This window comes from Shewanella sp. 0m-6 (assembly GCF_052977325.1).
In genome coordinates this window covers 19,622-38,825 of record NZ_JBRIMD010000023.1, presented here as the reverse complement: position 1 = coordinate 38,825, position 19,204 = coordinate 19,622, and the positions used below count along the sequence as shown (strand labels likewise).

Sequence of the window (19,204 nt, the reverse complement as noted above, 5' to 3'; positions counted from 1 at the left end):
AACACTCCTGTTATTTCCCCTCATACAAAATGAAGCACCTAGCACCTTCTAACAAGCCGCTATTCACATAATAAATTCAACTTACTGCAATCGAAAACTGTTTATACCGTCTAAAATGCCATAGATAGCCATAACTGGGGTACAACCTAAAACAGACATACATGGCCTATCGCTATGATGCAGCTCATCTTACCACATTGAAAAATAGATACTTTATTTCTAAACTCTTAAAAGTGGCTATTTGTCAGATTCATTCCATTTGAAACAGCGTCCCATAAATGCAATCAAATCGATTGATTTACCAACCAGGTATTTACTGTACATAAAAACAGTATATACTGTTTATCAATACAGTGTTTTGAAAAGGACATCACTATGCTTTGCCAACTCAGCATCAACAACTTTGCTATTGTGCGTTTTTTGGAACTCGACTTTAAAGCCGGTATGACCAGTATTACTGGTGAGACTGGCGCGGGGAAATCGATTGCTATCGATGCCCTTGGCCTTTGTTTAGGTAATCGAGCCGACGCGAATAGCATTAGACCTGGTGCCACTAAGGCCGAAGTAAGTGCCCGCTTTTTATTAGATGATACTCCAGCCGCTAAACGCTGGCTTGAAGATAACGATCTTGAACTTGATGATGAATGCATCTTACGCCGCACGATTAGCAGTGACGGCCGCTCACGCGCCTACATAAACGGTAACCCAGTTCCCTTAGTGCAAATCAAGTCGCTAGGACAACTATTAATTGGTATTCACGGTCAACATGCCCACCACGCCATGTTAAAAAGTGAACATCAACTCACTCTATTAGATAGCTATGCTAACCATAAGATGCTGCTCGACGGTGTGACCGCCAGCTACCATAGATGTAAGACAATCGAAAAACAGCTACACCTATTAGAAATGTCCCAGCAAGAACGCTTAGCTCGAAAGCAGTTGCTGCAATATCAAGTTGAAGAGCTAAACGAGTTTGCCATTAATGAAGGTGAATTTGAGTCTATTGAAGCCGAGCACAAGAAGCTGGCGAACAGCACCGCGCTTATCGAGCTTTGCCGTAGCCAACTACACATTCTACAAGACTGTGATGAAGGCTGTGTTGAATCACTGCTAAATACCAGTATCAGCCAAGGGCAAGATCTCGAAAGCTACGATCCTGAACTGGGTAATGTCGTGGCTATGCTTAACGATGCGCTGATCCAAGTGCAGGAGAGTAGCAGTGAACTTGAACGCTACTTAGATGGCTTAGAGCTCGATCCAGAATACTTCGCTCACTTAGAGCTGCGACTCTCAAAAGCTATGCAACTTGCGCGTAAACATCAAGTATCAGGTAACGAACTCTATAAACATCACCAAAGTCTATTAGATGAACTCATGGATTTAGGCTCTGATGACGACAAACTTGACGATATACGTGAGCAACTAAGAGCAAGCCAGGCAGCCTATTTACAGCATGCTAAAAAACTCAGTCAAAGCCGCAGCCGCTACGCTAAAGAGCTTGATAAGCAAGTGACTCAGTCTATCCATGAGCTCAACATGCCTAAGGGCAAGTTTACTATTGCGGTGAATTTTAACGAGGCTGTTGTTACGCCAACGGGTTGTGACAATATTGAATTTTTAGTTTCAACTAACCCTGGTCAGCCTCTGCAGCCAATTGCCAAAGTGGCATCGGGTGGTGAACTGTCACGTATTGGTTTAGGTATTCAGGTGATCACCGCTAAGAAGGTCTCAACTCCAACCTTGATTTTTGATGAGGTCGACGTCGGTATTTCAGGGCCGACAGCTGCCGTTGTTGGTCGTATGCTTAGAAGTCTTGGTGGATCAACACAGGTATTTTGTGTGACTCATTTGCCTCAGGTTGCAGGTAATGGCCATCAACATATGTTCGTTAATAAAAGCAGTAAGGCCGGCAAAACGGAGACCTCAATGGTGACGCTCGATAAAACTCAGCGCATTGAAGAGCTCGCACGTCTATTAGGTGGCGACACCATCACCAGCAATACTCTGGCGAACGCAAAGGAACTCCTGCTTAGCTAATCTCTTTTTTAGCGAGTAAAACAAAAATGCAGAGCTAAGCTCTGCATTTTTTATTCTTTAAACAGCTATCAAGCAAAGTAGTAAGCTAAACCTTGTAAACAAAGTAGCGAAAAAATACCCGCAAGCACATCGTCAATCATAATACCAAAACCGCCATGAACCTTAGCATCAAGCCAACGAATGGGCCATGGCTTTAAGATATCGAATAAACGAAACAGTAGAAAACCAATAGCCAACCACTGCCACCCTGCTGGTGCGGCAATCATGGTGATCAACAATCCGACTACCTCATCCCAAACAATCGCACCATGGTCATGCACGCCCATATCTTTTGATGCTTTATCACAGATGTAAAAACCCGCAAGCATACAGATAACAGTCAATCCGATATACCAAGGCAAACTCAAAGGTGCCATGAGTAAATAAAGTGGAATGGCAGCGATAGTGCCAAAAGTACCCGGCGCTTTTGCCGCGAGCCCAGAGCCAAATCCTAAAGCCAAAAAGTGGATAGGATTTTTTAATGAAAGCTTAGCTAGTACAGGATCTTTAGAGAGTAAATTCATTAGTTAAAGTGCTCAAAGCCCAAATTAATAGGTTCAAATGGCTGATTTCCACTAAGCAATTGTAATTGCCCGCCAGTACATACTTGTCCAATCTGGGTAAATTTCACACCCGATTCAACGAGTGATATCTCTAGCGCACCTTTTTGAGCTTCTGGAACGGTGAATAATAGCTCATAATCTTCACCACCGGTTAATGCATAGCTTAGTGCCATCTCAGCTGACGTATTACGTTTAAGCTGTGCAGACATTGGGATATTATCGACATTAATGATAGCGCCAACTTGTGAGCTTTTAAGCACATGTTGAATATCTGATATGAGTCCATCAGAGATATCAATGGCGCTTGAGGCAAGTGTGCGCAGTGATTGCCCAGCTAGCACCCGCGGAGTAGGCCTGTAATGACGGTTTATCAGATACGCTCTGTCATCGATGTTCGCCTCAGCTTTATTACGCAGAAGATCTAAGCCTAGTGCTGAGTCCCCTAGATTTCCTGTTACATAAATCCAATCACCATTTTTAGCACCACTACGAGTCAGCCCGCTGCCTCTAGGTACCTGACCATTAATAGTGATGGTGATAGAGCGTGGACCGCGTGTGGTGTCGCCACCGATAAGTGCGACACCATAATATTCTGCTATCTCAAACAAGCCCGCACTAAAGTCAGCGAGCCAAGCCTCATCAACCTCGGGTAAGGTCAGTGCTAAGGTCATCCAAGCAGGTTCTGCGCCCATTGACGCCAAATCAGATAAGTTTACTGCAAGCGACTTATAGCCAAGCTCTTTAGCTGGCATATCAGGGAAAAAGTGTACATTTTCAACTAAAGTGTCACACGAGATGGCAATAGACTTATTTTCTGCTGGCTTAACTATGGCGCAATCATCGCCAATACCAATAACAACGTCTTTGCGAGACTGAGCGCGCCCAGTAAAAAAACTTTCGATTAATTGAAATTCTTTCACAATACCAATCACAAATTAGAGGAAGGATTCAGGGATAAATAAGGTAAGTGTAAATCAGGCCGTCACGCTAGCAAAGATTAGGAATTACTGCGCTTTGCTCAGGTGGAAAATGCATGGACTGTTCTTATCCCACTGTCAGATCTAACAAAAACGGCATCCTAGGATGCCGTTTCTATTAACTATCTATTGCGTGCTACCAGCTTATCGAGAATGCCGTTAACAAACTTATGTCCATCTTCTGCGCCGAATGCTTTTGCAAGCTCGATAGCTTCGTTAATCGCTACCTTATAAGGCACATCCTTGCGGAATGTCAGTTCATAAGTTGCTAGACGTACAATCGCTTTTTCAACTGGGTCCACTTCATCAAGTGGACGAGTCAAGAATGGAGTGATTAACTCATCCAATTGACTCTTCTTTGTTGCAACGCCACCTAATAGCTCACGAAAGTAAGCGATATCGACGCCATCAATAACTTGTTCTGTTAGAAACTCATGCTCAACATCAGCAATATTGTTACCACTTAGCTGCCATGAGTAAATGGCCTGAACGGCTAAACGGCGGGCCTTACGGCGCTCTGAAGGCTTCATTAAATTGTCCTAAATTACAGCTGTTCTTCAAGTGCTTGCAGAACGTTAACCATTTCTAGCAGACCAAGTGCAGCTTCGCCGCCTTTGTTACCTGCTTTAGTACCCGAACGCTCAATAGCTTGTTCAATGGTATCTGTGGTTAAAACGCCAAATGCAACGGGAATATCAAACTCAAGTGCTACTTGAGCCAAACCTTTATTACATTCACCTGCAACAAAATCGAAATGAGGTGTACCACCACGGATAACCGCACCTAGTGCGATGATACCGTCAAATTTTCCGCTAGCCGCGACGCGGCGTGCAGCGAGTGGCAGTTCAACAGCGCCAGGCACTTTAACTACAGTGATATTGTCATCTGCAACTTGGCCAAAACGCTTAAGAGTGTCAACCGCGCCATCGAGTAAACTATCAACAAGAAAACTGTTAAAACGTGAAACTACGATCGCAACTTTGGCGTTTTTCGATTCGATATTACCTTGAACTACGTTCATTTATCTTACCTAAATTAGCTTAATTACCCAGCATAGGGACGGAAGAGGCGGTATGATACCACAGCACTCCGCACTGATCGCTATGCAATTAATAAGAAAAGTGTGAATTTAAGCCTCAGACTGACAATCAACCTGAGGCCAGCATTTATTCTGCAATATATTCAGTTACTTCTAAACCAAAGCCTGAAAGAGAATGATAGCGCTTTGGCGAGCTTAATAAACGCATCTTTGTTACGCCCACATCCGCAAGAATTTGTGAGCCTACACCCACTTGGCGAGACGTACCTTGCCATTGTGCAGCAACAGGTGTGCTACCGTTATCTTCAGCTTCAAAAGCTTTAACTTTGGCTAGAATATCGCTGCTGTGCTCATGATTACCCAATAACACCAACACGCCACCCTCATTGCTAATGCGCTCCATCGCTTTCTCTAATGGCCAGCTACGCTGCTGATCACGCTCTGAATGCAATAAATCATTGAAGGTGTTTTGTAGATGCACACGTACTAATGTGTTTTCGGTAACGTCGCCTTTAACTAATACATGATGCAACTGGTTATCGATTGTATCGCGGTAAGTCAGCATTTCAAACTCGCCAAAACGAGTTGGCAACTTACATTTCGCTTCACGAACAACACTGGTTTCTTTGGTGTTACGGTATTCGATAAGGTCGGCAATCGTGCCCATCTTCAAGCCATGCTTTTTCGCAAAGATTTCAAGATCAGGGCGACGTGCCATGGTGCCGTCATCATTAAGAATTTCAACAATGACCGATGATGCTTCAAAACCTGCTAGGCGCGCTAAATCACAGCCCGCTTCAGTGTGACCAGCACGAATAAGTACACCACCTTCTTGCGCCATTAGCGGGAAGATGTGGCCAGGCTGCACGATATCCGATGGCTTTGCATCTTTACCCACCGCCGCAAGCACGGTTACTGCACGGTCTTGCGCCGAAATGCCCGTGGTTACGCCCTCGGCCGCTTCGATTGAAACGGTAAAGTTAGTCGAAAACTGGGCATTGTTGTTAGTGACCATCAAAGGTAAGTTAAGCTGCTGACAGCGCGCTTTAGTCAATGTTTGGCAGATAAGGCCACGGCCAAATGTCGCCATGAAATTCACAGCTTCAGGCGTCACCATGTCGGCAGCCATGATCAGATCGCCTTCATTTTCTCTGTCTTCGTCATCCATCAAGATCACCATCTTACCTAGACGAATATCTTCGATGATCTCTTCTATACTATGTAACGCCATGTTCAGACCTTTATTTTTCTCACTGTATTCTAAGTTACATGCGTCAATAACGATGAACTTAAACCAGTATCTAATGTAATGATTATTCTTGATTGTATATAGACTTGATTAAGACAAATTTAATCGTCAAATCCGCCTTAAGCCAGTCTTTATCGTAAAAAACCTGAGCGAGCTAACAATTCCATAGTCACTTCTGACTTGGGGCTGCTCTCTTGCTCTTGGGTGCCGTAACTCATTAGCCTTTCTAAATGACGGGCTATCAAGTCCACTTCAATATTAACGTTGTCGCCGGCCTTCAAATCCACTAAGGTCGTTTCACCTGCAGTGTGCGGTACTATGGTCAGCCTAAATCTATGCCCTTGCACTTCATTAACGGTTAAGCTCACACCATCGATTGTAATTGAACCTTTATGGGCGATATAGCGGCCCAGTTCTACAGGTGGTGTTAGCCAAAACTCAATCGCTTGGCCCCGAAACTGTCTGTCGTCCACATGGGCAATACCATCAACATGACCACTGACCATATGCCCACCTAAACGGGTTGTGGGGGTAACGGCTTTTTCAAGGTTAACGGCTTTTCCAACCTGATAATGAGAGAACCCCGTCAAATTGACTGTTTCGGCTGAAATATCTGCCACATAACCGTCGCTCATTAACTCAACAACGGTTAAACACACACCATTGGTGGCAATACTGTCGCCAAGTTTAACATCTGACAAATCCAGTTTTCCGCTGGCGACGGTTAAACGAATATCATCACCACGGCGCTGCACTTTTCTTAAGTGACCAACTGACTCAATAATCCCAGTAAACATAAACTAATTACTCACTCTTAACGTTAAGCGGGTGTCTTTACCCACTTTGCGCTCATCGATTAGGTTGAGGCGCGGTATGTCCATCATGGCTTGAAAATCATCTAGCGCGAGCAAATTACGCCCATGAGAGCCTAAGATTTTCATCGCTTGATACAGCACGATTTCATCTGCAAGCTCTTGGTTAACAAAGGCCCCTGCGAGTGTTGCCCCAGCTTCAACGAGTACTGAGTTACAACTCTCCCCCAATAAACCCAACAAGGCTTGCAGGTCAATACGAGAATCAACCGCGGGCAAAATTTGATGAGTCACATGAGCTGGCCAAGCTGCTTTCACATTCTCGGGGTACGCGATTGTCGACACCAACAAAATTGGGCTTGTTGTGTTAAATAAGTTTAGCTCAGCGCCAAGGCGTGCTTGACTGTCTAATACTACCCGCAGTGGTTGATGAATTTCTGCTGGGGCTAACTGGTGTGCAAGCGAGCCTAATTCGCTATGACGCACATTGAGGCTCGGATCATCAGCAAGTATCGTCTCAACACCTGTGACCAATGCACAATGGCGCGCACGAAGCCGCTGAACGTCGCTGCGCGCTTCAGGTCCCGTTATCCATTTTGACACACCATTAGACAGCGCAGTCTTACCATCGATACTCGCAGCAAGCTTAACCGTGACCCACGGCAAGCCTTTCTCCATTCGCTTTAAAAAGCCTAGGTTAACTTGCTTCGCTTCTTCGGTCATCAAGCCCACATCGACTTGAATGCCAGCCTCTCGCAGCATGGCAATGCCACGACCAGACACTTGTGGATTGGGGTCGGTAACGGCAATGACAACACGGCTTACACCGTGCTCGATTAATGCTTTAGCACAAGGAGGCGTACGGCCATAGTGGCTGCAAGGTTCTAGCGTGACATAGGCGGTAGCCCCTTTGGCATCGATTCCAGCCATATTTAAGGCGTAAACTTCGGCGTGAGGACCGCCAGCACGAATATGGTAGCCTTCGCCAACAATTTCGCCATCTTTGACGATAACGCTGCCAACACAAGGATTTGGACGAGTGGTGTAAATGCCCTTTTGTGCCAATTCAATGGCCAGGCTCATCATTTGACTGTCTTCGATAGACCACATAATGGCGGCAATTCCGATTGTTCGATTGTTTGAGGACTAAGCGGTTGGCTTAGCCCATGTAGCATAGGTTATTTTTGCAGTTTAGCGATTGCATCACCAAACTCTGAAACATCTTCAAAGGCACGATAGACAGAAGCAAAACGAATATAGGCAACTTTATCTAAGTTGACTAAGTGGTCCATCATCAGATTACCTATCATTTCTGATTTAACTTCACGCTCACCCGTCGCGCGTAAAGTCGATTTAATCTTAGTTAATGCCTGTTCAATTTGATCCATAGACACAGGTCTTTTCTCTACGGCTCTTAACATGCCACCACGTAATTTTTCTTCATCAAACGGCTGGCGACTGCCATCTTGTTTCACTACGCGAGGCATCACAAGCTCGGCACCTTCAAAGGTAGTAAAACGTTCATGGCATTGAACACACTCTCTACGTCGACGAACCTGATGGCCGTCAGCGACTAATCGCGAATCAATCACTTTTGTGTCAGTTGCGCTGCAAAATGGACAATGCATTTAGCCTCCGGTTAGAAATTAGGTAGTTTCACTCACTGAATTTAGCAAAACCTCAGAAAGTAGGCTCGAATCAAAAGTATGCTCGAATAATAACAAAAATGGCCGCATAAATGCGGCCATAGGAGTCTACCTGATTAAACGCTTAAGGTTAACCGTAAACAGGGAACTTAGCGCACAATTCCAGAACCTGACTCTTAACCCGTTCGCTAACGGCAAGATCTGAAATGTCATCTAAGATGTCACACATCCAGTTAGTTAACAGCACCGATTCTTCTTCACCAAATCCACGACGGGTAATTGCAGGTGAACCTATACGCAGACCAGAGGTCACAAATGGTGAGCGAGGGTCGTTTGGTACAGAGTTCTTGTTAACGGTAATGTTAGCATTGCCAAGAGCGGCATCAGCATCTTTACCTGTGATGTCCTTGCTGATTAAATCAAGCAAGAATAGGTGGTTTTCAGTACCACCAGATACCACATCATAGCCACGTTCAATGAACGTACGCGCCATCGCTTTAGCGTTAACAACCACTTGCTCTTGGTAAGTCGTGAACTCAGGGTCTAGTGCTTCTTTAAATGCAACGGCTTTAGCAGCAATAACGTGCATTAAAGGACCACCCTGGCCGCCTGGGAATACCGCAGAGTTTAGCTTTTTGTAGATATCTTCATCGTTAATCGCAGATAGAATCAAGCCGCCACGTGGGCCAGCTAGTGTCTTATGCGTTGTTGTTGTCACAACGTGAGCGTGTGGCATAGGGCTCGGGTAGATCCCCGCGGCAACTAAACCTGCAACATGCGCCATATCAACAAACAGGTATGCACCTACTTTATCAGCGATTTCACGGAATTTACCCCAATCAACAATGCCCGAATATGCGCTGAAACCCGCAATAATCATCTTAGGCTTGTGCTCAAAAGCAAGACGCTCAACTTCAGCGTAATCAATCTTACCTGTTGATTCATCGATACCGTACTGAACAGCATTGTATAGCTTGCCAGAGAAGCTCACATGAGAACCGTGAGTTAAGTGACCACCGTGGGCTAGGCTCATGCCTAAAACGGTATCGCCACCTTGTAGCAATGCCATAAACACAGCTGCGTTTGCTTGTGAGCCAGAGTGTGGCTGAACGTTAGCGTATGTAGCGCCAAATAGCTCTTTAGCGCGCGAGATAGCTAATTCTTCAACGATATCTACATGCTCACAACCACCGTAGTAACGCTTACCTGGGTAACCTTCAGCGTACTTGTTAGTTAGCTGTGTACCTTGAGCTTCGATAACACGAGGACTAGTGTAGTTTTCTGAAGCAATGAGTTCGATGTGCTCTTCTTGACGACGCGTTTCATCTTCAATTGCTGCAAATAGTTGTGGATCGTAATCCGCGATATTCATATCTTTTTTCAGCATTACTCACTCCAGCTGTAAAATTCTTCTAGTAGGGTTGCGCGGTATGATACAGCGCATTCGATCACAATCCCAGTATTTACAACATGAAATTACTTGCATTTCTAGATGAGAGAGTTTCGTAAAAAGCACTAATCGGTATAAATAACCACCAATACCTAGCTAACAGATTTATGCGTTAACTGTGAATGAAACTGCTCGAATTCAGATTTAAGTTCTGTATCGAATCAAGTAGAATTGCCGCCAATCAACGTAGAAAAAATACAATCAAAGAGAAATAACATGGCTCAATTTGTATATAGCATGCTTAGAGTGGGCAAGATTGTCCCGCCTAAAAAACAGATCTTAAAAGATATTTCATTAAGCTTTTTCCCTGGCGCAAAAATCGGTGTCTTAGGCTTAAACGGCTCAGGTAAATCCACCCTACTGCGCATTATGGCGGGCTTGGATACTGAAATTGAGGGCGAAGCGCGCCCAATGCAGGACCTAAAAATTGGTTACTTACCGCAGGAACCAAAACTTGATCCAAACCAAACTGTACGTGAAGCGGTTGAAGAAGCCGTGGCCGAAGCCAAAAATGCACTGGTACGTTTAGACGAAGTTTATGCGCTTTATGCCGAGCCCGATGCTGACTTTGACGCCCTTGCTAAAGAGCAGGGCCAGTTAGAAGCCATTATTCAATCGCAAGATGCTCACAACCTAGATGTAGTTTTGGACCGTGCCGCTAACGCACTACGACTACCCGATTGGGATGAGAAAATTGAAGTGCTTTCAGGTGGTGAACGCCGCCGTGTGGCAATTTGTCGCTTACTGCTTGAAAAGCCAGACATGCTGTTGCTCGACGAACCAACCAACCACTTGGATGCCGAATCGGTAGCCTGGTTAGAGCGCTTCTTACAAGAGTACACAGGTACCGTTGTGGCCATTACCCACGATAGATACTTCCTTGATAATGCCGCTGGTTGGATTTTAGAACTTGACCGTGGTGAAGGTATTCCATGGGAAGGTAACTACTCATCTTGGCTTGAGCAAAAAGATGCCCGTCTAACCCAAGAATCTGCCACAGAAAGCGCGCGTCAAAAAACAATTGCCAAAGAACTTGAATGGGTGCGCCAAGGGGCTAAAGGCCGTCAGTCTAAAGGTAAGGCGCGTATGGCTCGCTTTGAAGAGCTTAATACTAACGACTACCAAAAGCGTAACGAGACCAACGAGCTATTTATTCCACCAGGACCACGCCTAGGTGACAAGGTTATTGAAATCACTAACCTGACTAAATCTTATGGCGACCGTGTACTGATTGACGACTTGACTTTCTCAGTACCAAAAGGCGCTATCGTTGGTATTATCGGTGCTAACGGCGCGGGTAAATCAACGCTATTTAAGATGATTTCAGGTGCAGAGCAGCCAGACAGCGGCAGCGTTGAGTTAGGCGAATCTGTACAAATCGCTTCTGTTGAGCAGTTCCGTGATTCAATGAATGACAAGAACACGGTTTGGCAAGAGATCTCTGATGGCCAAGATATCATGCGCATCAACAACACCGAAATTCCAAGCCGTGCCTATGTAGGCCGCTTTAACTTCCGTGGTGGCGATCAGCAAAAGATTATCGGCAGCCTATCAGGTGGTGAACGTAATCGTGTGCATTTAGCTAAGCTTCTACAAGCTGGCGGTAACGTACTGCTACTCGATGAACCAACCAACGATTTGGACGTGGAAACCTTACGTGCACTAGAGGAAGCGTTACTTGAATTCCCTGGTTGTGCCATGGTGATTTCGCACGACCGTTGGTTCCTCGATAGAATCGCGACCCATATCCTAGATTACCGTGATGAGGGCAAGGTGAACTTCTATGAGGGTAACTACACCGAGTACTCAACATGGTTGAAAGAAACTATGGGTACTGATGTTGTTGAGCCACATCGCTTGAAGTATAAGCGCATGGTTAAATAATTCTTACACTCGATTAAACAAGGAGGCCTCATTGGCCTCCTTTTTATTATCTACTTGTCCCGTTAAGTTTACTCCCGCCTTCCTCAGCAGCTAGCGAATAAGTGGCCACCTAATAAATAGCTACCTAATGAACCTAATGAACAGTCATCTAATAAATAGATGGCCAATAAATAGATGGCTAATAAATAAATATTTTTCAACTGCGTAACAAAATACCTGCTAATTATGCGAAGATATCCATTGGTATAAAATAGCCAATTAAAAACAACAAGTCGTGCACTCGATATATTAAACGACGAACATTTATGGACGAGCAAAGCAATGGATGACAAACAGCAGCCCGCAGTAACGGCCGATAAGCTGAAGACAGAGCCCGCTGGGTCCCTTATTAGGGAAAACCAAATTAGGGAAAATAAAGTTACTGAAGAAACTGTCACAGCAGAAACAGACGTCACACCTAGCATTAGCAAGCCAAAAGCTTTTTTAAATAGTATTAATCACTTCCGTGGTATTGCGATTATCTTTATCGTCATGGCGCACTGCTATCGCCCAGCGGGTTGGCAAATTGAAACCTTTGCCGATAAAGCATGGTTTAACTTAATGATGAATGGCACGGTCTTTTTCGTGTTTATTTCCGGCTTTCTTTTTCACCATGTGTTTTATCACCGCTGGGACTACAAAAAGTATATGAAGAGCAAAACTAAATTTGTTTTCCTTCCTTATCTACTTTTGTCTCTGCCTTGGATTGTTTGGCATCTCACAGTGGGAACCGACCCCATGATGCATAAGGAAATGGCAGATATTTCCGGCCCTGCAGCGGCGGCGAGCTGGTACGTAATAACTGGCCGTACCCTTACCGCTTATTGGTATATTCCAATGGGAATGATGTTATTCGCCCTATCGCCTTGGGTCATGTATCTCATTAAAAAGCAGCAAGTACTCTACTACGCGATTCCGCTTTTAATCATTGCCATTATGGTGCATCGCCCCATATCAAACCTCAATGCGATTCAGTCTTTAGTCTACTTCTTACCCGTCTACCTGCTTGGAGTTTGGGGCTCGGCGCATCGCGATAAACTGTTCCCGTTTATCGATAAGTATTGGCTGCCGATGTTACTCACGGGTATTGCCTTAGCGCTTATACAGGCGCAATACTTTGGTGCAGGCACGCTTAATAAAGCCCCATTTGAAATGACAGTGCCAGACTTAATGCTGCCACAAAAAATCTTACTCACGCTGGTGATACTGGCAATTTTGAACAAGTTTGAGCATATCTCGATTGCACCACTACAAAAGCTAGCAGAAGTCAGTTTTGCGATTTACTTTATCCACCCATGGATAACAACGCCGTGGTGGATGCTCTATGACAGCCCAGATTTTTTGGGATTAAATGGCCAAGGTAATATCTTTACCACTTTAATCGTCACCTTAGTGGTTGTAGCTATCTCTTACTTGATTGCCATCATCATTAAAAAGCTACTCAGTAAACGTAGCCGCTATTTAATCGGCTGGTAAGTAGCAAGAACCACCCAAGTAAAACGATAAAAAAAAGAAGCAAGTTACAGTACCAATCGATACAAATAACTAATATTAAGAGTTACCACATTATGTTTAAACCTCTACTCTATGCCGCAACGCTGCTCTTGCTGTCAACGCAGCTTAGCGCCAATGAAGACTATCAATTTGATGGGCCCTACCTGATCCAAGAAGTCACAACTGATCAGAAGGCCAATGCCAGCCAAGAGTCACATCAACAGACCGCCTATTGGATCTGTAATGCAGAACTTAAAACGACTCGAGTGAGTGAGCGCACACTTAAACGCCCAGATAACTGCGGTCAGCTACCACAACCTACACTGAGTCATGCCATAAAGCAGGTCATGCCTGATAGCTACAGCGGTATAAAAAAAGTGGTCGCACTCAGTGACGTTCATGGCCAGTACGATGTATTAATCACCTTACTAAAAAATCAAAAAATCATTGATGCCGATCATAACTGGGCCTTTGGCGATGGTCATATGGTGATGACAGGCGACATGTTTGACCGCGGCGACCAAATCAACGAAGTACTTTGGTTTATGTACCAGCTAGACAGACAAGCCAAAGCGGCTGGCGGTATGCTGCACCTACTCATGGGTAACCATGAGCAGATGGTACTCGGTGGCGATCTTAGATACGTGCATCAACGTTACGACCTAGCCAGTAAACTATTAAACAGAAGTAACGATGAACTTTACGCGGATAACACCGAAATTGGTCAGTGGCTAAGAAGTAAAAATACCTTAGTTAAGATTAATGACGTGCTATATATGCATGGCGGGATCAGCAGTGAATGGTTAGAGCGCCAGTTAACTATCGAGGAAGCGAATCGTCTGTTTCGCGCTAACATAGGTCGACCTAAGGCTGAGCTAAAACAAGATGAGTTATTGAGTTTTCTATTTTATGGCAATGGACCAACCTGGTATCGAGGCTATTTTAAAGATAGTTTTACCGAAGCTGAACTCGATAAAATACTGGCTTATTTTAACGTCAAGCATATAACCGTTGGCCATACTTCTCAAAAGCGGGTACTTGGACTATTTAACAATAAGGTCATCGCCATCGATAGTAGCATTAAGCGGGGTAAGCAAGGTGAGTTGTTACTGATTGAAAATCATGAATTAGTACGAGGCCTTTTCGATGGTTCTCGCCAAGCATTGTAGCCTTTCACTCGCGATCTAGTGCACTAGGGGCATGTTTGCTACCAGTGCATTAAGTTAGAGCGCAGAACGTAGAACTTAGGACCTAGAACCTAGAACCTAGAGCCAAGTTTGCTAGTTAATGCTTGGTTAGCTTTAGTTTGAATGTTGGCCAGTTAACTATCGCTAAGCAACAGCCCTGTCATGATCAACTTCACTCCGCTTAATTTAACCCCACATAATTTAACTTCTTTGCCATCCCTCAGCTTTACCGAATACTGCTCCCTGGCTCATAGATAACCTTCCCCGCTAACCGACCGATAAAATACAAACCTAGCAAAAGCCGTAACAAAGGTTACAGCAAGTTAAAATTGCCAATAAATTGTTTGCAAAAGGTAAAGCATTAACTTCTACTTTTCTTTACTTTACATTGCTTTACCCTATGAGGTTGAAATTTTATCTAAAATAATCTCAACTTTGGCTGTGTAAGTAATCATTCATGAAATCCTCATATATTCTTATCCCTATATTATTGATTGTTGCTGGCGCAATAACCTTCAGTAGTCTGACTGAAGCGAAACGAACAGATCTCAAACAAAGACCTGTTCGCACCGTGCCTGTCGTTACTGGCATTGTTCAGCAACACGATCTTTCTCAGTCGCTGTCCTTAATCGGTAAACTTGATGCCGAGCAATCAGTTTATATCGCCCCGCAAATTGCAGGTAAGATAAAGTCTATTCTAGTCAGCACAGAGCAAAAAATTGATAACGACCAGATACTGATCCAGCTTGATGACGCAAAAGCACAAGCAGCCCTTGCTGAGGCAGCCGCCTATTTAGCCGATGAAAAACGTAAGTTAAAAGAGTTTCTAAAACTGATAGATAAAAATGCTATCACCCAAACTGAAATTGACGCCCAAAAAGCCAGTGTCGATATGGCGAGCGCTCGTTTAGCCGCCGCACAGGCCGACCTTGATTATCACTATTTAACTGCGCCATTTGCCGGCACTGCAGGCCTGATTGATTTCAGTCAAGGCAAAATGGTCACCGCAGGTACAGAGCTATTAACCCTAGATGACTTATCCAGCATGCGTCTTGATCTGCAGGTACCGGAAAATCACCTGTCACAACTCAGCGTTGGCATGAGAGTCAGCGCCAAAAGCCGTGCATGGCCAAATACAGACTTTATCGGCAAGGTTATCGCCATTGACTCACGAGTCAATCAAGACACCTTAAATCTTAGGGTGAGAGTGCAATTCAATAATCCAAACCTGCAGCTAAAACCGGGCATGATGATGTCAGCAACCCTGCTATTTCCAAGTGTGTCTGAACCCGTCATTCCGGTACAAGCACTTGAATACTCAGGCACTAACCGTTTTGTGTATGTCATTGACGAAAACGGAATTGCCAAACGCACTAAAGTGACCCTTGGCGCTCGCATCGAAAATGAAGTGTTAATTACCGGCGGGCTAAGCATTGGTGACAAAGTCGTTGTACAAGGTTTAGTCAATATGCGTGACGGGCTACGCGTAGACGATTTAGCCGACGTTGCACTAGCACACAAAGAAGATGCAAAAGAGACGGCTAAAGAGCAACAAGCACGAGGAAGCATCTAAATGTGGTTGTCTGATGTTTCAGTAAAACGCCCTGTTGTCGCCATCGTCTTAAGCCTATTACTGTGTGTATTTGGCGCGGTATCCTTTAGTAAGCTTGCCGTGCGTGAAATGCCCGATGTAGAAAGCCCTGTGGTCACCGTTATGACCACCTATGAAGGTGCTTCTGCAACCATTATGGAAAGCCAAATTACTACCGCACTTGAAGGCGAGTTAACCGGTATTAGCGGTGTCGACCAAATTGAGTCGGTGACCCGAAACGGCATGTCACGTATTACAGTGACCTTCCTTTTAGGATGGAATTTAACCGAAGGGGTCAGCGACGTTCGTGACGCGGTAGCGCGTGCACAACGCCGACTTCCCGATGAAGCCAACGACCCTATCGTATCAAAGGATAACGGTACCGGTGAGCCTTCTGTTTACGTCAACTTAAGCTCATCTGTCATGGACAGAACGCAGTTGACCGATTACGCTCAGCGTGTTTTAGAAGATAGGTTCAGCCTTATCTCTGGCGTGAGCAGTGTTGATATCTCAGGTGGTTTGTACAAGGTTATGTATGTACAGCTTAAGCCTGAGCTAATGGCTGGCCGCAATGTCACCGCATCAGATATCGTCAGCGTGCTCAATAAAGAAAACGTTGAAACACCCGGCGGTGAAGTGCGAAACGACACCACCGTGATGGCGGTACGCACAGCGCGTATGTATCAAACTCCTGAAGATTTTGACTACCTCGTTATTCGCACTGCAGCCGATGGTACACCTATTTATCTTAAAGATGTCGCCAATGTATTTATTGGTGCGATGAATGAAAACTCAACGTTTAAAAGCGATGGTGTGGTCAATATTAGCTTAGGCGTTGTACCGCAGTCTGACGCCAATCCGCTTGAAGTGGCTCAAGACGTCCACAAAGAAGTGGAGCGTATTCAAAAATTCTTACCCGAAGGCACTAAACTGATTGTCGATTATGACTCAACAGTGTTTATTGACCGTTCAATTGACGAAGTGTTTAGTACTTTAGCTGTAACGGCCTTGCTGGTTGTCTTAGTACTGTACATCTTTATCGGCCAAGCAAGGGCGACGTTAATTCCGGCAGTGACTGTCCCTGTGTCACTGATTTCAGCTTTTATTGCTGCCAATATGTTGGGTTATTCGATTAACCTACTCACCCTCATGGCACTTATCCTCTCTATTGGCCTTGTGGTCGATGATGCCATCGTGGTGGTGGAAAATATCTTCCACCATATTGAAAAGGGCGAGCCTCCTCTCTTAGCTGCCTATAACGGTACTCGAGAAGTCGGCTTTGCGGTTATTGCAACCACCGCCGTACTGGTCATGGTTTTCCTACCTATCTCCTTTATGGAGGGTATGGTCGGCCTGCTATTTACCGAATTTTCGGTAATGCTAGCGGTCTCAGTGCTGTTCTCGTCACTTATTGCGCTAACCTTAACACCGGTATTAGGCAGTAAGTTACTAAAAGCGAACGTTAAACCAAACCGCTTTAACCTCTGGGTTGAGTCAATATTTAGCAAACTAGAACACGCCTACCGCAAGATGGTAAGTAAGGCAGTGTCATTTAGAGTTGCCGCTCCCCTGGTCATTATTGCCTGCATTATAGGTAGCGGCTGGTTAATGCAGCAAGTGCCCGCTCAGCTAGCCCCCCAAGAAGATAGAGGCGTTATCTTTGCCTTTATTAAAGGCGCTGAAGGCACCAGTTATAACCGTATGGCAGCCAATATGGAGATTGCGGAAGATAAGTTAATGCCGCTATTAGGCCAAGGTGTGGTCAAGTCTTTCAGTGTGCAAGCACCAGCCTTTGGCGGCCGAGCAGGTGATCAAACAGGCTTTGTCATCATTCAACTTGAGGACTGGAACGAAAGAACCGTTAATGCGCAGCAAGCCCTAGGTGTCATTGCCAACGCGTTAAAAGGCATTCCCGATGTTATGGTGCGCCCGCTATTACCCGGTTTTAGAGGTGGCTCGAGCGAACCGGTTCAGTTTGTACTTGGTGGCAGTGATTACCAAGAGCTCTTTAAATGGGCACAAGCTTTAGAAGAGGAAGCACTTTATAGTCCAATCTTTGAAAGCCCTGAAATCGATTATAAAGAAACCACACCGGAGCTTGTGGTCACAGTTGATAAAGAACGCGCTGCAGAGCTTGGGATAAGTGTTGCCCAAGTGTCTGAAACCTTAGAGATCATGCTAGGCGGTCGCAGTGAAACCACCTTTGTTGAGCGCGGTGAAGAATACGATGTTTACCTTCGCGGTAACGAAAACAGCTTTAGTAACGTAGCAGACTTAAGCCAAATCTATATGCGCTCAGCCAAAGGTGAACTAATCACCCTAGACACCATCACCCACATCGAAGAGGTGGCGTCAGCACAAAAGCTAAGCCATAACAATAAACAGAAATCAATCACCTTAAAGGCCAATTTAGGTGAGGGTTATACGTTAGGCCAGGCATTGGACTTTCTTGACCAGAAAGCCATTGAGATGCTGCCAAGCGATATTTCGGTTGCCTATACTGGCGAGTCTAAAGACTTTAAAGAAAACCAAAGCAGTGTGTTTATGGTCTTTGGTTTAGCTCTGCTGGTAGCCTATCTTGTTTTAGCCGCGCAGTTTGAAAGCTTTATTAACCCATTGGTCGTCATGTTTACTGTTCCTATGGGAGTATTTGGCGGTTTCTTAGGTTTGTATTTAACTGGTCAAGGCCTGAATATTTACAGCCAGATAGGCATGATAATGCTGATTGGCATGGTAACTAAAAATGGTATTTTGATTGTTGAATTTGCTAACCAGCTACGTGATAAAGGTCTTGAGATCGAACAAGCGATTATCGATGCCTCTGTAAGACGCTTGCGCCCCATTCTAATGACAGCCTTTACCACCTTAATTGGCGCAATCCCGCTTATCCTGTCTACAGGAGCAGGCTCTGAAAGCCGGATAGCCGTTGGTACAGTGGTGTTCTTTGGCATGGCCTTTGCCACCTTTGTGACCTTGCTAGTGATCCCCGCTATGTATCGCTTGATCTCTGGAGCAACTAAATCACCCGGTTTTGTCGAGTCACAACTTGATAAAGCCATTGCAGAACATCTGCATTCAAACCCCGCAAAACAATAGCGTAAGTTCCCGTTTTTGCGTAAAAAAGGAGCTCATTGAGCTCCTTTTTGTTTATATGGCAATCCACTTACCTTACCGATACTGCTGCGATTTAATCAATT

15 protein-coding genes are annotated in these 19,204 nt (G+C 44.9%); 6 read left to right on the top strand and 9 right to left on the bottom strand.

The annotated features are described in order from the left end of the window. The first annotated feature begins 375 nt into the window (after nucleotides 1-375). Nucleotides 376-2,037 carry a DNA repair protein RecN gene (gene recN, locus ACVBJC_RS15855; RefSeq protein ID WP_447161881.1) on the top strand — a complete coding sequence of 554 codons (1,662 nt, stop codon included), beginning with the start codon at nucleotides 376-378 and terminating at the stop codon, nucleotides 2,035-2,037. A 68-nt stretch (nucleotides 2,038-2,105) separates the two neighbouring features. Here the strand turns inward: recN and ACVBJC_RS15850 are convergent, their stop codons facing one another. The 9 genes from ACVBJC_RS15850 to glyA form a co-directional block, all read right to left on the bottom strand. Continuing rightward, nucleotides 2,106-2,600, bottom strand: a complete 495-nt coding sequence (locus ACVBJC_RS15850) for a phosphatidylglycerophosphatase A family protein (protein ID WP_447161882.1) — start codon at nucleotides 2,598-2,600, stop codon at nucleotides 2,106-2,108. Then, nucleotides 2,600-3,559, bottom strand: coding sequence for a thiamine-phosphate kinase (gene thiL / locus ACVBJC_RS15845; protein WP_447161883.1), 960 nt, complete (start codon nucleotides 3,557-3,559; stop codon nucleotides 2,600-2,602). The genes ACVBJC_RS15850 and thiL overlap by 1 nt, the downstream gene beginning before the upstream one ends. A 179-nt stretch (nucleotides 3,560-3,738) precedes the next feature. Further along, nucleotides 3,739-4,146, bottom strand: a complete 408-nt coding sequence (nusB, locus tag ACVBJC_RS15840) for a transcription antitermination factor NusB (protein ID WP_447161884.1) — start codon at nucleotides 4,144-4,146, stop codon at nucleotides 3,739-3,741. 14 nt (nucleotides 4,147-4,160) lie between these two features. Next, nucleotides 4,161-4,637, bottom strand: a complete 477-nt coding sequence (gene ribH / locus ACVBJC_RS15835) for a 6,7-dimethyl-8-ribityllumazine synthase (protein ID WP_447161885.1) — start codon at nucleotides 4,635-4,637, stop codon at nucleotides 4,161-4,163. A 145-nt stretch (nucleotides 4,638-4,782) separates the two neighbouring features. Continuing rightward, nucleotides 4,783-5,886 (bottom strand): bifunctional 3,4-dihydroxy-2-butanone-4-phosphate synthase/GTP cyclohydrolase II, encoded by a 1,104-nt coding sequence (gene ribBA, locus ACVBJC_RS15830; protein ID WP_447161886.1) that lies wholly within the window; start codon nucleotides 5,884-5,886, stop codon nucleotides 4,783-4,785. A gap of 149 nt (nucleotides 5,887-6,035) precedes the next feature. Further along, nucleotides 6,036-6,701, bottom strand: a complete 666-nt coding sequence (locus ACVBJC_RS15825) for a riboflavin synthase (protein WP_447161887.1) — start codon at nucleotides 6,699-6,701, stop codon at nucleotides 6,036-6,038. Nucleotides 6,702-6,704: 3 nt separating this feature from the next. Continuing rightward, a complete protein-coding gene (gene ribD, locus ACVBJC_RS15820; RefSeq protein WP_447161888.1) occupies nucleotides 6,705-7,826 on the bottom strand; it encodes a bifunctional diaminohydroxyphosphoribosylaminopyrimidine deaminase/5-amino-6-(5-phosphoribosylamino)uracil reductase RibD in 1,122 nt (373 codons plus the stop codon). Between the two features lie 68 nt (nucleotides 7,827-7,894). Beyond that, the gene (nrdR, locus tag ACVBJC_RS15815) at nucleotides 7,895-8,344 is read right to left on the bottom strand and encodes a transcriptional regulator NrdR (RefSeq protein WP_012276315.1); all 450 of its coding nucleotides are present in this window, start codon (nucleotides 8,342-8,344) and stop codon (nucleotides 7,895-7,897) included. A gap of 148 nt (nucleotides 8,345-8,492) precedes the next feature. Beyond that, on the bottom strand, nucleotides 8,493-9,749 hold the full coding sequence (glyA, locus tag ACVBJC_RS15810) for a serine hydroxymethyltransferase (RefSeq protein ID WP_447161889.1): 1,257 nt from the start codon (nucleotides 9,747-9,749) through the stop codon (nucleotides 8,493-8,495). 279 nt (nucleotides 9,750-10,028) lie between these two features. On the opposite strand from glyA, the gene ettA reads away from it, so the two are divergent. From ettA to ACVBJC_RS15785, 5 genes are all read left to right on the top strand, one after another. Further along, nucleotides 10,029-11,696, top strand: a complete 1,668-nt coding sequence (gene ettA, locus ACVBJC_RS15805) for an energy-dependent translational throttle protein EttA (protein ID WP_447161890.1) — start codon at nucleotides 10,029-10,031, stop codon at nucleotides 11,694-11,696. A gap of 321 nt (nucleotides 11,697-12,017) precedes the next feature. Further along, nucleotides 12,018-13,211, top strand: coding sequence for an acyltransferase family protein (locus ACVBJC_RS15800; RefSeq protein WP_447161891.1), 1,194 nt, complete (start codon nucleotides 12,018-12,020; stop codon nucleotides 13,209-13,211). 92 nt (nucleotides 13,212-13,303) lie between these two features. Then, nucleotides 13,304-14,398: a shewanella-like protein phosphatase gene (locus ACVBJC_RS15795; RefSeq protein WP_447161892.1), complete on the top strand. Its 1,095-nt coding sequence runs from the start codon at nucleotides 13,304-13,306 to the stop codon at nucleotides 14,396-14,398. Nucleotides 14,399-14,873: 475 nt separating this feature from the next. Then, nucleotides 14,874-15,989 carry an efflux RND transporter periplasmic adaptor subunit gene (locus ACVBJC_RS15790; protein ID WP_447161893.1) on the top strand — a complete coding sequence of 372 codons (1,116 nt, stop codon included), beginning with the start codon at nucleotides 14,874-14,876 and terminating at the stop codon, nucleotides 15,987-15,989. Next, complete coding sequence (locus ACVBJC_RS15785) at nucleotides 15,990-19,103, top strand: multidrug efflux RND transporter permease subunit (RefSeq protein WP_447161894.1); 3,114 nt, start codon at nucleotides 15,990-15,992, stop codon at nucleotides 19,101-19,103. It begins immediately after the preceding gene. Nucleotides 19,104-19,204: the final 101 nt, after the last annotated feature.

What these genes read in the sequence shown, in the direction of transcription:
- recN (WP_447161881.1), top strand. Translation starts at nt 376, where the DNA reads ATGCTTTGCCAACTCAGCATCAACAACTTTGCTATTGTGCGTTTTTTG.
- ACVBJC_RS15850 (WP_447161882.1), bottom strand. Translation starts at nt 2,600, where the DNA reads ATGAATTTACTCTCTAAAGATCCTGTACTAGCTAAGCTTTCATTAAAA.
- nusB (WP_447161884.1), bottom strand. Translation starts at nt 4,146, where the DNA reads ATGAAGCCTTCAGAGCGCCGTAAGGCCCGCCGTTTAGCCGTTCAGGCC.
- ribH (WP_447161885.1), bottom strand. Translation starts at nt 4,637, where the DNA reads ATGAACGTAGTTCAAGGTAATATCGAATCGAAAAACGCCAAAGTTGCG.
- ribBA (WP_447161886.1), bottom strand. Translation starts at nt 5,886, where the DNA reads ATGGCGTTACATAGTATAGAAGAGATCATCGAAGATATTCGTCTAGGT.
- ACVBJC_RS15825 (WP_447161887.1), bottom strand. Translation starts at nt 6,701, where the DNA reads ATGTTTACTGGGATTATTGAGTCAGTTGGTCACTTAAGAAAAGTGCAG.
- ribD (WP_447161888.1), bottom strand. Translation starts at nt 7,826, where the DNA reads ATGTGGTCTATCGAAGACAGTCAAATGATGAGCCTGGCCATTGAATTG.
- nrdR (WP_012276315.1), bottom strand. Translation starts at nt 8,344, where the DNA reads ATGCATTGTCCATTTTGCAGCGCAACTGACACAAAAGTGATTGATTCG.
- glyA (WP_447161889.1), bottom strand. Translation starts at nt 9,749, where the DNA reads ATGCTGAAAAAAGATATGAATATCGCGGATTACGATCCACAACTATTT.
- ettA (WP_447161890.1), top strand. Translation starts at nt 10,029, where the DNA reads ATGGCTCAATTTGTATATAGCATGCTTAGAGTGGGCAAGATTGTCCCG.
- ACVBJC_RS15800 (WP_447161891.1), top strand. Translation starts at nt 12,018, where the DNA reads ATGGATGACAAACAGCAGCCCGCAGTAACGGCCGATAAGCTGAAGACA.
- ACVBJC_RS15795 (WP_447161892.1), top strand. Translation starts at nt 13,304, where the DNA reads ATGTTTAAACCTCTACTCTATGCCGCAACGCTGCTCTTGCTGTCAACG.
- ACVBJC_RS15790 (WP_447161893.1), top strand. Translation starts at nt 14,874, where the DNA reads ATGAAATCCTCATATATTCTTATCCCTATATTATTGATTGTTGCTGGC.
- ACVBJC_RS15785 (WP_447161894.1), top strand. Translation starts at nt 15,990, where the DNA reads ATGTGGTTGTCTGATGTTTCAGTAAAACGCCCTGTTGTCGCCATCGTC.